The organism is Xylophilus sp. GW821-FHT01B05, from assembly GCA_038961845.1.
Taxonomy (GTDB): domain Bacteria; phylum Pseudomonadota; class Gammaproteobacteria; order Burkholderiales; family Burkholderiaceae_C; genus Xylophilus.
This window is the reverse complement of record CP152408.1, coordinates 1,502,046-1,514,692: the sequence shown is the minus strand read 5'-3', so window position 1 is coordinate 1,514,692 and position 12,647 is coordinate 1,502,046. Positions and strand designations below refer to the sequence as shown.

The following is a 12,647-nucleotide window of genomic DNA, read 5'->3' as shown; positions in this document are numbered from 1 at the left end:
GATATGGACACCTCGCTGCTGAGCCGCCTGGCCGGCTACGCCCCGGTACTGGGTCAGGGCATGCTGACCACGCTATGGATGTCGGCCCTGGCCATCGTGCTGGGCTTTGTCGGCGGCGCGCTGCTGCTGGGCCTGAGCCAGCCCGGGGGCCGCGTGGGTGTGCTGCGTGGCGCGGTCGCTTTGTATGTGAGCTTCTTCCGCGGCACGCCGCTGCTGGTGCAGTTGCTGATGCTGTTCTATCTGCCCGGCGCGGCGGGGTTGGATCTGCCACCGGCGCTGGCCGCGCTGCTGGCACTGGGGCTGAACTCGGCGGCCTTCCAGTGCGAGATCCTGCGCGCCGGCCTGGCCGCCATCCCGCCGGGCCAGTTGGAGGCGGCGCGTGTCTACGGGCTCAGCGGGCGGCAGGTGTTTCGCCATATCCAGTTGCCGCAGATCGCGCGCACCGTCTGGCCCGCAGTGGTATCCGAGGCGATCGACGTGCTGAAGGGCTCGGCCATTGTCTCGGTCATTGCGGTGACCGATCTGGCGCGCACTGGCCGGCAGATAGTGGCTGGCAACTTTCGCCCGCTGGAGGTCTATGTGAGCGTGGCGCTGTGCTATCTGCTGCTGTCGGCGCTGATCGTCTGGGGTGGCCGCGTGGTCTACCGCCACCTGAACGCCGGCGCACCGGCAAGGCAGGCCTGAGCGTGCTTGATTTTTCCCTGATGGTCGAGCTGCTGCCGCTGTATGGCGGGGCCGCCCTGCAGACCCTGGCCCTGGTGGGCCTGGCTGGGCTGTGTGGCCTGGTGCTGGGCTTTGTGCTGAACGCCGTGCGCATTTTTGGTGGCCCGGTCGCGGCGCGTGTGCTGCGGGTGTACACCGCGCTGTGGCGGGGCACGCCCTTGCTGGCCCAGCTCTTCATCGTCTACTTTGGCCTGCCCGAGTTGGGTTTGGCGCTGGACCCGTTTACGGCTGCTGCGCTGGCCTTGACGCTGTACAGCGCGGCCTACTTTGCCGAGATCTTTCGCGCCAGCTGGGAGGCCATCCCGGCCGGGCAGATCGAAGCCGCCCGCGCCATGGGCATTGCGCGTGGGCGTTGCTTTCTGCACATCGAGATGCCGCAGGCGCTGCGCCTGTCGGTGCCGCTACTGACCAACCAGTGGGTGCTGGTGCTGAAGGAGTCGGCGCTGGCCTCGGTCATCACCGTGCCCGAGCTGACCATGACCACCACCCGCGTCGTCGCCGAGCGCTTTTCTTACCTCGAACCCTATGTGCTGCTGGCACTCAGCTACTGGGGCCTGACGCTGCTGGTGCAAGCCATTGGCCGCTATGTGCAAAGGAAAACCGCATGAGCCTGAGCGCTGCTACCGTGCCGATGATCGCCCTGCGCGGCGTTGGCAAATCCTATGGCGCGCACCGCGTGCTGCAGGGCATAGACCTGGAGGTGCAGCGCGGCGAGGTGCTGGTGCTGATCGGCCCGTCCGGCTCCGGCAAGACCACCGCGCTGCGCTGCATGAACTTTCTGGAGCGCCACGACGAGGGCGAGGTCTGGATCAAGGGCGCACGCCTGGGCTACGACTTGGCGCCCGATGGCCGGCGCGTGCTGCAGAGCGAGCGCGAGCTGGCCGGGGTGCGTGCGCCGGTGGCCATGGTGTTCCAGCAGTTCAACCTGTGGCCGCACATGACCGCGCTCGGCAATGTGATGGCGCCACTGACATTGGCGCTGGGCCTGCCGGCCGCCAGCGCACGCACCCGGGCGCTGGCCGCACTTGAGCGCGTGGGCCTGGCCGCCAAGGCCGACCTGCACCCAGCCGCGCTCAGCGGCGGCCAGCAGCAGCGGGTGGGCATTGCCCGGGCACTGGCGGTCAACCCTGAGGTGATGCTGCTGGACGAGCCCACCTCGGCGCTTGACCCGGAGCTGGTCGACGAGGTGCTGGAGGTGATCCGATCGCTCTCCCGCGACGGCATGACCATGGTGATGGTCACCCACGAGATGAGCTTTGCCGCCCAGGTGGCCAGCCGTGTCGCCTTCATGGAGCAGGGCCGCATCGTCACCGTTGGCACGGCGGACGAGGTGCTGCGCCACCCGACGCATGAGCGGGTGCGTGCCTTTCTGCAGCCCTGGGTGCGGCGCAGTCTGCAGATGGAGGTGGGCGCATGAGCTTCGATCCCCGAGCAGAAAAGGTGGCCGCGGCGGTCGATACCGAGCGCCTGGGTCGCCGCATTGCCGGCCTGGCGGCCTTTGGCGCCCGTGCCGATGGTGGCGTGGACCGCCAGGCGCTCACCACTGAAGAACTCGCGGCGCGGCGCTGGTTGCTGGCCGACGTGGTGCAGCGGCCGGGCTACCGCGTGGGCATTGATGACGCGGCCAATGTCTTTGTGCAACGCGCCGGCAGCCAGCCCGGCGCCGCACCGGTGCTGACCGGCAGCCATGCCGACACCCAGCCCGCTGGCGGGCGCCTGGACGGCGCCTTTGGCGTGGTGGCCGGCTTTGAGCTGTTCGACGCACTCGACCAGGCCGGCATCCAGACCCGGCGCCCGGTCGAGGTGGTGATCTGGACCAATGAGGAAGGCTGCCGCTTCTCGCCCGGCCTGATGGGCTCGAACGGCTTTGTCGATCCCGCCAGCCTGGCTGTGGCGCGCAAGGTGCGCGATGCCAGCGGGGTCTACTTTGGCGCGGCCTGCGATGCCGCACGCGACGACTTTCTAAGCGCCGCTGCCGCGCACGGCTGGCCACTGCTGCCATGCCCGCCGGCGCGGCCGGTGCACGCCTATATCGAGGCGCATATAGAGCAAGGCCCCGAGCTGGAAGCCGCGCAGCACCAGGTCGGCTGCGTGCACACCATCCAGGGCGTGCGCTGGCTGGAGCTGGTCTTTGCCGGCCGCAGCGCCCACGCCGGCACCACGCCCGCCCACATGCGCGACGACGCCATGCCCAAGGCGGTACGGGCCGCGCAAGCCGTGCTGGCGCTGGCCGATGTTGAAACCGCGCGCGACCCACGCCTGCGCCTGACCATCGGCCGCTTCGACGTGCAGCCGGGCTCGATCAACACCATTGCGCGCGAAGCGCGCTTTACGGTCGACCTGCGCCACCCGGATGAGTTGGTGCTGCAGGCGCTGCAAGCCCGCATAGCGGCACTGTGCGGCGAAGCGGCGCAGATCAACACCTTGCTATGCAAGCCACCGGTGGCCTTCGACACGCGCCTGCATGCGCTGACGCTCAGCGCATGCGCGCAGCTTGGCCTGCGCCACCAGCCCATGCTGAGCGGCGCCTTCCACGACGCCATGCCGCTGGCCAGCCATGCGCCCACCACCATGCTGTTCGCGCCCAGCCGCGAGGGCATCAGCCACCACCCGGCCGAGCACACCGAGCTGGCCGACCTTGCCGCCTGCACCCGCGCCCTGGCGCTGTGCATGACCCAACTGGCCCTTGAGGCCTGAACCCGAAGGAGCCCACCCATGTCCCTCAACCCATCCGCCAAGCTGCACACCGCGCGCGACAACGGCGAGCCCGAAGGCCACAACCCCACGCTGCACGAGCCGATCTCGGTCGACGGCACGCCGGTGCTCGGCCAGCTCTACACCGTGCCGGCGCGCAATGGCCGCGCCGTGCGGCTGCGCAAGGGCCAGGTGATCCGCATCATCAACACGCACGGCTCGCAGGTATGCGACACCTGGGCCTTCAACAGCGCAGACCTGAGCGAATTCATGTCGATGGAGCATGTGCGCGCCTGGATCGACCGCATCGTGCCGCAGCCCGGCGATGCGCTGGTGACCAACCAGCGCCGCCCCATCCTGACCCTGCTCAGCGACACCTCGCCCGGCGTGCACGACACGCTGATCGCGCCCTGCGACCTGTCGCGCTACCGCACCCTGGGCGTGGAGATCTACCACGACAACTGCGCCGACAACCTGCGCATGGCGCTCGGCGCCATCGGCCTGCGCAGCGGCGAGGTGCCCTGCGCACTGAACCTGTGGATGAACATCCCGGTAGACCGCAAGAACGCCATCCAGTGGCTGCCGCCGGTGTCCCAGGCGGGCGACCACGTAGAGCTGCGCGCCGAGATGGATTGCGTGCTGGTGATGTCGGCCTGCCCGCAGGACATCGTCGCCATCAATGCGCACAACCCGGTGGATGTGCATTTCGTGGTCGAGGGCTCTGACTAAGGGCTTTATCGTGTCATCCTGACTGCCACTTTCGATCCAATGCCTCGTATGCCCGCTGAGCCCTCATCGCCCCCATCCAACGTTGCCGATCCTCTGGCCGGACTGGGCCTGCGCCTCAAGCATGCCCGCATGGTGCAAGGCCTGACGCTGCGGCAACTGGCCGATGCGGCGGGCTGCTCGGAAAGCATGCTGTCGAAGATCGAGCGCGGGCATGCCATGCCCTCGCTGTCGGCGTTGCACCGGCTGGCGCTGGCGCTCAAGTCCAATGTGGCCGAACTCACCGCAACCGGCGGCGAAGGCCAGTCGCCCATAGGCCGCGCCGGCGCGCGGCCGGTGGTGAGCTTTCAGTCCGGCCGCAAGCAAAAAGGCAGCATCCGGCTGGAGCGCGTGATGCTGCCCATGCGCGGCCAGTTGCTGCAGGCCGACATTCACCTGATCGATCCGCTGGTGAGCAGCGGAGAACAGATCAGCCACATCGGCGAAGAGCTGGGCTACCTGCTCGAAGGCGAGCTGGAGCTGACCTTGGGCGACAGCACCTACCGCCTGGGGCCGGGCGATCACTTCTCTTTTTCCAGCGACACGCCGCACAGCTACCGCAACCCGGGCCAGACGCTGACCCGCGTGCTATGGGTGAACACGCCGCCTACGTTTTGACATAGGCCAGCGCACGCTTCACGCAAAAAAAACGGCCTCACAAGGAGGCCGTTTTTGCATGCCGCGAACGGCATGACTACGAAGCAAAAGCTCAGCGCACCGGCTTGCCGGCAGCGCGGCGCGGGCCGTCGTGCGGCACATAGGCCTTGCCGCCGGGGGCTGCCGGGCGGGCAACGAAGCCACCGGGCTTGCCGCCGCCAAAACCGCCTGGCTTGCGGTCACCGAAGCCACCACCGCCACCATGGCGGGGGCCATCGCCGCGCGGGGCAAAGCCGCCATCAGGACGGCCGCCTTCTGGACGACCACCAAAGCCTTCGGCACGCGGCGCGAAGCGGCCGCCACCAGCGTTGTCGCCAAAGCCAGGCTTGCGGCCATAGCCACCTGCACCGCCACGGTCGTCACGCTGATCGCCACCGCCAGCACCACGCTGGTTGAAGCCGCTGGCGTTCTGGTAACCAGAAGCCGGTGCACCACGGCCAGGGCCGGAGCGGTCACCGAAACCGCCGCCAAAGCCACCACGGCCAGCACCGCCGCCGCCGAACTTGCGGTCACCACCACGGCTGTCGCCACCGCGGCCACGGCCACCAAAGTCACCACCGCCGCCTGGGCCGCGCGGAGGGCGCGAATCGGGCATGCGTTGTTGCGGCTCCAGGCCAGGGATCACGTCGGCCTTGAACTGTTGACGGCTGTAGCCTTCGATGTCGAAGATCTTGCGGCGGTCGCGGAACTCGGCAAAGGTCACGGCCAGGCCGTCGCGCCCGGCACGGCCGGTACGGCCGATGCGGTGGGTGTAGTCCTCAGCCTTCATCGGCAGGCCGAAGTTGAAGACGTGGGTGATGGTGGGCACGTCGATGCCGCGGGCGGCAACGTCGGTGGCCACCAGGATCTGCACCTGGCCTTGGCGCAGCGCCATCAGGCGGCGGTTGCGCAGGCCCTGGCTCAGGGCACCGTGCAGCGCGACGGCACTGAAGCCCTCTTGCTGCAGGTCGTTGGCCAGGCCGTCGCACTCGACTTGCGTGCTGGCAAAGACGATGGCCTGGTCGATGGTGGTGTCGCGCAGCCAGTGGTCGAGCATCTTGCGCTTGTGCTGGGAGTTGTCGGCCCAGAACAGCTTTTGCTGGATGTTGGCGTGCTTTTCTTGCGGGCTGTCGATCTGCAGCTTTTGCGGCTCACGCATCACGCGCGAGGCCAGTTGCTGGATGCGCGGCGCGAAGGTGGCGCTGAACATCATGGTCTGGTGACGGTCGATGGTCAGTTGGTTGACTTCGGCCAGGTCGTCCGAGAAGCCCAGATCCAGCATGCGGTCGGCTTCGTCGACGACCAGGAACTTGACCTGGTCGAGCTTGATTTGCTGCGAGCGCTGCAGATCCAGCAGACGGCCAGGCGTGGCCACCACCAGGTTGGCGTTTTGCAGCTTGGCGATCTGCAGTTGGTAAGGCATGCCGCCCACCACGTTGGCAATGCGCAGGCCGCGGCAGTGCTGCACCAGGCCGATGGCGTCGTGCGCCACCTGCTGGGCCAGTTCGCGCGTCGGGCACAGGATCAGGGCGCCGGGCGTTGCGGCCTTGAAGTGACGCGGGTTGGTCGGGTCCTTGCGCTTGCCGCGCTTGGGAGCCGGCTCACCCTTGGCGGCGGCTTCAGCCACGGCACGGTCGAATTCAGCGCGTTCTGCGGCTTCTTCTTCGGCCTGCAGGCGAATCAGCGTGTGCAGCACGGGCAGCAGGAAGGCTGCCGTCTTGCCGCTGCCGGTCTGGCTGGAAACCATCAGGTCGATATAGCGGCGGGCGCCGCCTTCTTCCTGGGCGTCAGAACCCATGGCCAGCGGAATGGCCTTTTCTTGCACGCCGGTCGGCTGGGTAAAGCCCAGGTCGGCCACAGCCTGCACCAGCTCAGGCGCAAGGCCCAGGCGGACGAAGCCATTAGGCACGGCTTCGACTTCAGCGGCAGCGTCTGCGGCCAGCTCGGCCGAGACGGTGGCGAGCACGGCGTCAGCGGCAGGAGCGGTTTGGGGAATAGAGGAATCGGCAGGCGCGAAAGCGTCCTGCACGGCAAGCGTGTCGGTCATGAAGTGTCTTTCACACGAAAAGCACACCGCAGGCGCTGCCTGCGGACGCTTCGTGATGGTGAGTAAAAACATCCACCATCAAACGAAGCCTGCGCGGCCACTTGGCGTGGCCTGCGCGGGGGACTCTTTTCTGCCGAAGGCGCCGAGGTTTCGGGGCTCTGTCGGGGCGTCAGCCAGTCCGGTGCATGAGGGGAGATGTGCAATTGCGCCGAGAAGCTTCTCCAGCGCAGCCCGCGATTATGGCAGGCTGCGGGTTTTCCCGCAAGCGTCAGGCTGTAACCGTATTGACCGGGGCGGCCTGCAGGAAATGTGCGCGGTAGTGCGCCAGTTCGTCGATCGACTCGTGCACGTCGGCCAGCGCCGTGTGCTTCTGCGCCTTCTTGAAGCTGGAGTAGACATCCGGTCGCCAACGCTTGGCCAGCTCTTTCAGCGTGCTGACATCCAGATTGCGGTAATGGAAGAAGGCTTCGAGCTTGGGCATGTAGCGCACCAGAAAGCGCCGGTCCTGGCTGATGCTGTTGCCGCACATGGGCGCGCCGCGCTTGGGCACGTACTTGGCCAGGAAGTCGAGGATCTGCTGCTCGGCCTGCTCTTCGGTCACGGTCGAGGCCTTGACCTTGTCGGTCAGGCCGCTGCGGCCATGCGTGCCCGTGTTCCAGGCGTCCATGGCGGCCAGGCGCTCGTCGGACTGGTGGATGACCAATACCGGGCCTTCGATGCGGGGTTCCAGGTTGGGGCCGGTGACGATGACGGCGATCTCCAGCAGGCGGTCGGTATCGGGCTCCAGGCCGGTCATTTCACAGTCGAGCCAGACCAGGTTCTGGTCGGATTTGGCCAGCGTGGCGACAGAGGGGGTGTTCGTATCGGACATGGCGGCGATTGTCACCGATGGCCTACACTGGCCGGCCCATGCCTGCCGCCGCCCTCGCCGCCCCAACCACCACCCTCACTACTTTTGCCGGCGTGCCCGCACCTCTGGCACTGACCCTGCTTTTTGCGCTGGCGCTGGTGGCCAGCGTGCTGGCCAAGCTCTGGCTGGCCTCGCGCCAGGTGCGCCACGTGGCCGCGCACCGCGACGCGGTACCGCCAGCCTTCGCCGGGCGCATCACGCTGGCGGCGCACCGCAAGGCAGCCGACTACACCATCGCCCGCAGCCGCTTCGGCCTGCTGGAACTCACCCTGGGCACCGTGCTGCTGCTGGGCTGGACCCTGCTTGGCGGCCTGGACCTGCTCAACCACGCACTGGCCGCCTGGCTGGGCACCGGCATGCTGCAGCAGATCGCGCTGGTGGCGGCCTTTGTCGCCATCGGCAGCCTGGTCGACCTGCCCGGCGCGCTCTACCAGACCTTTGTGCTGGAAGAGCGTTTTGGCTTCAACAAGATGAGCTTCGGCCTGTGGTTTGCCGACCTGCTCAAGTCCGTGGTGGTGGGCACGGTGATCGGCCTGCCGCTGCTGGCGCTGATGCTCTGGCTGATGGGCGCGGCCGGGCGCTTTTGGTGGCTTTGGACCTGGGCCGTGTGGATGGGCTTCAACCTGTTGCTGCTGGTGGTCTACCCGACCTTCATCGCGCCGCTGTTCAACAAATTTCAGCCGCTGCAGGACGAGTCGCTGAAGGCCCGCGTCACCGCGCTGATGCAGCGCTGCGGCTTCTCGGCCAAGGGCTTGTACGTGATGGACGGCAGCCGCCGCAGCGCGCATGCCAATGCCTACTTCACCGGCTTTGGCGCGGCCAAGCGGGTGGTGTTCTATGACACGCTGCTGTCCAAGCTCTCGCCCGGCGAGGTCGACGCGGTGCTGGCGCACGAGCTGGGCCACTTCCGCCACCGCCACATCCCCAAGCGCATCGTCACGCTGTTCGCGCTGAGCCTGCTGGGCTTTGCGCTGCTGGGCTGGCTGTCGACCCAGGGCTGGTTCTACCTGGGCCTGGGCGTACGGCCCAACATGAGCGGCCCCAACGACGCGCTGGCGCTGCTGCTGTTTTTGCTGGTGATGCCGGTGGCCGGCTTCTTCGTCGGGCCGCTGTCCTCACGCGTATCGCGCAAACATGAGTTCGAGGCCGACGCCTACGCCGTGGCACAGACCAGCGGCGCCGACCTGTCACAGGCGCTGCTCAAGCTCTACGAAGACAACGCCTCCACGCTCACGCCTGACCCGCTGTACGTGAAGTTCTACTACTCCCACCCACCCGCGGCCGAACGCCTGGCCCGCATGGCAGCATGACCAAAGATCTCAAACAAAAAGACTGGAAAGCCGAGACCCGGCGCCGGCTATCAGCTACAGAAATAGTAGCAAACCTGGCACAACTCGACGGCTGGAAGCTGTCCGGCGACGGCAGCGACGTGGCCATCGAGAAGACCTACACCTTCAGCGACTACTACCAGACACTGGCCTTTGTGAACGCGCTGGCGCTGATCGCCCACAAGCAAGACCACCACCCCGACCTGGCGGTGAGCTACGGCCGCTGCACCGTGCGCTGGAACACGCACGACGTGCAAGGCATCTCCGAGACAGACATTGCATGCGCTACGCAGTCCGACGCCCTGTTAGCGTGAGCTGATGGCCGCCAAATCCGATCTCGACGAAGGCCTGGTGGTCGGCAGCCACGGCCGCCACTGCGTGGTGGAGACGCCTGAGGGCGTGCGCTGGATCTGCCACCCGCGCGGCAAGAAGAGCCAGGCCGTGGTCGGCGACCGCGTGCTGTGGCAGCGCCCGCCCGCCGGCCAGGGCGACGAGGGCATTCTCGAGAAGGTGCTGGAGCGCCGCAACCTGTTCTATCGCCAGGACGAGATCCGTACCAAGTCCTTTGCCGCCAACCTGGACCAGATCCTGGTGCTGGTGGCGGCCGAGCCAGAGTTTTCTGCGCACCAGTTGGCACGCGCGCTGGTAGCGGCCGAGGCCGAGCGCATCGTGCCCATCATCGCGCTCAACAAGAGCGACCTGGTCGAGCCCTTTGCCCAGGCCTGGGAGCGGCTGCAACCGCACCGCCGCATGGGCTACGGCGTGCTGCCGCTGGCGCTCAAGACCTCGGCCGACGTGGACCGGGCCGCACTTATCAAGCTGCTGCAGGGCAAGACCACGCTGGTGCTCGGCCCCTCGGGCGCGGGCAAGAGCACGCTGATCAACCTGATGGTGCCGGGCGCGCTGGCCTCCACCCAGGAGATCTCACAGGCACTCAATTCCGGCAAGCACACGACGACTACGACAACTTGGTACTGGGTGGATGCCGAGCGCACTACCGCCCTGATCGACTCCCCGGGCTTCCAGGAATTCGGCCTGCACCACATACCGCCGGCGCGGCTGGCGGCCTGCATGCCCGACCTGGCGGCGCACATGCAGGGCTGCAAGTTCTACAACTGCAGCCACCTGCACGAGCCCGGCTGCGAGGTACGCGCCGCCGTGCGTGATGACGGCAGCGAAGGCGCGATCGATCCGCATCGCTACAAGATCTACGCGGACCTTTTCGCGGAACTGAGCCAACCGGAACGGTATTGACCCCCAGGCTTCGCACTTCGTGTCTTCGCCAACCCCCTTGCAGGGGGCACATCCAGCGGCCCGGCGAAGCCGGTTCCGCGGATGTTCTGGCATGGCCTGCTCCGCGGCCTTTGGTGCGGGTCGGCTTCAGGCGCTGCGAATGACGCAGTTACCGCTTTGAGTCGGACGCCGTAGGCCGCGTACGAACGGCGCGCGAGGGCGGCAGCGGGTACTGGTACTCCACCTCGTAGCCACGCTGCCGCAGTAGCTCGGGCAGGCCCGTCGGGCCGATCATGTGCAATGCGCCCACCGCCGCGAACACCGTTTTGCCGCTGCGGTGCAGGGCGTCGATGCCGTCGGCCAGCACCGGGTTGCGCTCATCCAGCAGGGCACGCACCTGCGCGCGATCACGTGCCGTCTTCACACAGTCGCACCAGGCGGCATAGCTGCGCAGGCGCTCCAGGTCAGACGTGGCCCAGGCCTGGGCCAGCGCAGCGGCGATCTTGGCCGAGCGGCCGTTCTCAGACGCGGTCAGGGCCGACTCCAGATCGCCTGGCACCACCGCCGCGTCGGGTCCCAGCAGCACCTGGATCTGCGCCTCGGGCGTCTCCATCGACACGGTGCGCATGCGGCGCGCACGCGCCCAGTCAGCCAGCAGGTATTCCTGCCCGTATTCGCCATACAAGCCCTGCGCACGCAGGCCGTACAGCTCCAGCGTGGTCATCAGCATCATCGGGTGCAGGGCTGCCCGCACCGCAGCAGGCAGGCAGACCTTGTCCATCTGCTTCTGCACGCGCGGCAGCAGCGCCTGCGGCCATTCCCCCGCGTGCTGCCCGGCCAAGGCGGCCATGCGCTGCTGGATGCTGGCGTCGAGCGGGTTCATCTCCAGTGCCAGCACCTCACTGGCGCCAAGCGCTGCCGCCACCTTGGGGCCCGGCGCCAACCAGTCCTGCCGGCCCACATGCATGGTGCCGTAGAGCCACGAGTCATGCCCCTCAGAGCGGATGCGCCACAGAAAACCCCGGTCGCTCGCCTGCTGCTGCAGGCGCTCCATCGTGGCGGGCGTGGGACTCTCGGGCGCGGGCGGGCAGCTAGCGGCCCAGCCTGTCACCGCAAGCGTGCCCAGCAGCCATCCGGCCCACAGCCGCCGCAATGCCAGGGCCATTCAGCCGCCCGCCGTGACGGGCGCGAGCAGCTCGCCCAGGGCACGCACCAGCGCCTCGCACTGCACAGGCGTGCCGATGCTGATGCGCAGGTATTGCGCGATGCGCGGCTGCTTGAAGTGCCGCACCAGCACGCCGCGCTGGCGCAGGCCGGCGGCCAGCGCGGCGGCGTCGTGCGCGGGGTGGCGCACGAAGAGGAAGTTGGCCTGCGAAGGCAGCACCTCGAAGCCGGCGTCTTCCAACTGCAGCGCCAGGCCTTCGCGCGTGTGCATCACCGCCTGGCGCGTTTCGTCGAAGTAGGCCTGGTCCTCGAACGCGGCCAGCGCGCCGGCCATGGCCAGGCGGTCCAGCGGGTAGGAGTTGAAGCTGTTCTTGACCCGCTCCAGTGCATCGATCAGCGGCCGCTGGCCGCAGGCAAAGCCCACGCGCAGCCCGGCCAGCGAGCGCGACTTGGACAGGGTCTGCACCACCAGCAGGTTGGGGTAGCGGTTGACCAGCGGGATGGCGCTTTCGCCACCGAAATCAACATAGGCCTCATCCACCAGCACCACGCGCTCGGGGTGCAGTTGCAGCAGCCGCTCGATCGCCGCCAGCGGCAGGCCGATGCCGGTCGGCGCGTTCGGGTTGGCCACCACCACACCGGCGCAGGGCGTGCTGCGCGCAAAGGCCTCGACATCAAGCTGCATGCGCGCATCCAGCGGCACCAGCTCATGGCCTATGCCATAGAGCCCGCAATAGACCTGGTAGAAGCTGTAGGTGACGTCGGCGAACAGCAGCGGCGCGCCGTGCTGGAAGAAGGCAAAGAAGGCATGCGCCAGCACCTCGTCCGAGCCATTGCCGGCAAACACCTCGCCCAACGCCAGGCCGTGGCGCGTGGCGATCGCCTGGCGCAAGGCGGTCGCGTCCGGGTCGGGATAAAGCTGCAGGCCCTGCGCAGCCGCGGCCTGGATCGCCTGCACCGCGCGCGGCGACGGTGGATAGGGGTTCTCGTTGGTGTTGAGCTTGACCAACTGTGCGATCTTGGGCTGCTCGCCCGGCACATAGGGCACCAGCGTGGCCACCACGGGACTGCAGAAGGCGGGCGTGGAAGACAAGCGAAAACTCCTAAAACTATAGCTAAAGCCCCTAGTCCAGCCTAGGTTTCAGGC

The 12,647-nt window shown here is 67.6% G+C and carries 13 protein-coding genes; 9 read left to right on the top strand and 4 right to left on the bottom strand.

Going from position 1 to position 12,647, the window contains the following annotated elements; all coding sequences use genetic code 11:
* Positions 1-3: 3 nt before the first annotated feature.
* The 6 genes from AAFF27_07185 to AAFF27_07160 are packed head-to-tail and all read left to right on the top strand — an operon-like array spanning position 4 to position 4,800.
* Complete coding sequence (locus tag AAFF27_07185; protein ID XAH24969.1) at positions 4-684, top strand: amino acid ABC transporter permease; 681 nt, start codon at positions 4-6, stop codon at positions 682-684.
* Positions 685-686: 2 nt separating this feature from the next.
* Positions 687-1,331, top strand: coding sequence for an amino acid ABC transporter permease (locus AAFF27_07180; protein XAH24968.1), 645 nt, complete (start codon positions 687-689; stop codon positions 1,329-1,331).
* Positions 1,328-2,140, top strand: coding sequence for an amino acid ABC transporter ATP-binding protein (locus tag AAFF27_07175; protein ID XAH24967.1), 813 nt, complete (start codon positions 1,328-1,330; stop codon positions 2,138-2,140). Before AAFF27_07180 ends, AAFF27_07175 begins: the two co-directional genes overlap by 4 nt.
* A complete protein-coding gene (locus AAFF27_07170) occupies positions 2,137-3,420 on the top strand; it encodes a M20 family metallo-hydrolase (GenBank protein ID XAH24966.1) in 1,284 nt (427 codons plus the stop codon). Before AAFF27_07175 ends, AAFF27_07170 begins: the two co-directional genes overlap by 4 nt.
* Positions 3,421-3,438: 18 nt before the next feature.
* On the top strand, positions 3,439-4,146 hold the full coding sequence (locus AAFF27_07165) for an urea carboxylase-associated family protein (protein ID XAH24965.1): 708 nt from the start codon (positions 3,439-3,441) through the stop codon (positions 4,144-4,146).
* Between the two features lie 48 nt (positions 4,147-4,194).
* The gene (locus tag AAFF27_07160) at positions 4,195-4,800 is read left to right on the top strand and encodes an XRE family transcriptional regulator (GenBank protein ID XAH24964.1); all 606 of its coding nucleotides are present in this window, start codon (positions 4,195-4,197) and stop codon (positions 4,798-4,800) included.
* 91 nt (positions 4,801-4,891) lie between these two features.
* Here AAFF27_07160 and AAFF27_07155 read toward each other — a convergent pair whose 3' ends face one another.
* Positions 4,892-6,865 (bottom strand): DEAD/DEAH box helicase, encoded by a 1,974-nt coding sequence (locus AAFF27_07155; protein ID XAH24963.1) that lies wholly within the window; start codon positions 6,863-6,865, stop codon positions 4,892-4,894.
* A 268-nt stretch (positions 6,866-7,133) separates the two neighbouring features.
* Positions 7,134-7,736 carry an oligoribonuclease gene (gene orn / locus AAFF27_07150; protein XAH24962.1) on the bottom strand — a complete coding sequence of 201 codons (603 nt, stop codon included), beginning with the start codon at positions 7,734-7,736 and terminating at the stop codon, positions 7,134-7,136.
* A 38-nt stretch (positions 7,737-7,774) separates the two neighbouring features.
* Here orn and AAFF27_07145 point away from each other — a divergent pair, with 38 nt between their 5' ends.
* From AAFF27_07145 to rsgA, 3 genes are read left to right on the top strand one after another with little or no spacing between them, the layout of a single operon-like run.
* A complete protein-coding gene (locus tag AAFF27_07145; GenBank protein ID XAH24961.1) occupies positions 7,775-9,085 on the top strand; it encodes a M48 family metallopeptidase in 1,311 nt (436 codons plus the stop codon).
* On the top strand, positions 9,082-9,417 hold the full coding sequence (locus AAFF27_07140; protein XAH24960.1) for a 4a-hydroxytetrahydrobiopterin dehydratase: 336 nt from the start codon (positions 9,082-9,084) through the stop codon (positions 9,415-9,417). The genes AAFF27_07145 and AAFF27_07140 overlap by 4 nt, the downstream gene beginning before the upstream one ends.
* Positions 9,418-9,421: 4 nt before the next feature.
* Positions 9,422-10,357, top strand: coding sequence for a ribosome small subunit-dependent GTPase A (gene rsgA, locus AAFF27_07135; GenBank protein ID XAH24959.1), 936 nt, complete (start codon positions 9,422-9,424; stop codon positions 10,355-10,357).
* A gap of 148 nt (positions 10,358-10,505) precedes the next feature.
* Here the strand turns inward: rsgA and AAFF27_07130 are convergent, their stop codons facing one another.
* Entirely contained in the window at positions 10,506-11,501 is a 996-nt protein-coding gene (locus tag AAFF27_07130) for a TraB/GumN family protein (GenBank protein ID XAH24958.1), read from the bottom strand.
* Positions 11,502-12,593 carry a histidinol-phosphate transaminase gene (gene hisC / locus AAFF27_07125; protein XAH24957.1) on the bottom strand — a complete coding sequence of 364 codons (1,092 nt, stop codon included), beginning with the start codon at positions 12,591-12,593 and terminating at the stop codon, positions 11,502-11,504.
* Between the last annotated feature and the right edge of the window lie 54 nt (positions 12,594-12,647).

Excerpts from the sequence above, each read along its gene's own strand:
- AAFF27_07185 (XAH24969.1), top strand. The coding sequence starts at position 4 with ATGGACACCTCGCTGCTGAGCCGCCTGGCCGGCTACGCCCCGGTACTG.
- AAFF27_07175 (XAH24967.1), top strand. The coding sequence starts at position 1,328 with ATGAGCCTGAGCGCTGCTACCGTGCCGATGATCGCCCTGCGCGGCGTT.
- AAFF27_07170 (XAH24966.1), top strand. The coding sequence starts at position 2,137 with ATGAGCTTCGATCCCCGAGCAGAAAAGGTGGCCGCGGCGGTCGATACC.
- AAFF27_07165 (XAH24965.1), top strand. The coding sequence starts at position 3,439 with ATGTCCCTCAACCCATCCGCCAAGCTGCACACCGCGCGCGACAACGGC.
- AAFF27_07160 (XAH24964.1), top strand. The coding sequence starts at position 4,195 with ATGCCCGCTGAGCCCTCATCGCCCCCATCCAACGTTGCCGATCCTCTG.
- AAFF27_07155 (XAH24963.1), bottom strand. The coding sequence starts at position 6,865 with ATGACCGACACGCTTGCCGTGCAGGACGCTTTCGCGCCTGCCGATTCC.
- orn (XAH24962.1), bottom strand. The coding sequence starts at position 7,736 with ATGTCCGATACGAACACCCCCTCTGTCGCCACGCTGGCCAAATCCGAC.
- AAFF27_07145 (XAH24961.1), top strand. The coding sequence starts at position 7,775 with ATGCCTGCCGCCGCCCTCGCCGCCCCAACCACCACCCTCACTACTTTT.
- AAFF27_07140 (XAH24960.1), top strand. The coding sequence starts at position 9,082 with ATGACCAAAGATCTCAAACAAAAAGACTGGAAAGCCGAGACCCGGCGC.
- rsgA (XAH24959.1), top strand. The coding sequence starts at position 9,422 with ATGGCCGCCAAATCCGATCTCGACGAAGGCCTGGTGGTCGGCAGCCAC.
- AAFF27_07130 (XAH24958.1), bottom strand. The coding sequence starts at position 11,501 with ATGGCCCTGGCATTGCGGCGGCTGTGGGCCGGATGGCTGCTGGGCACG.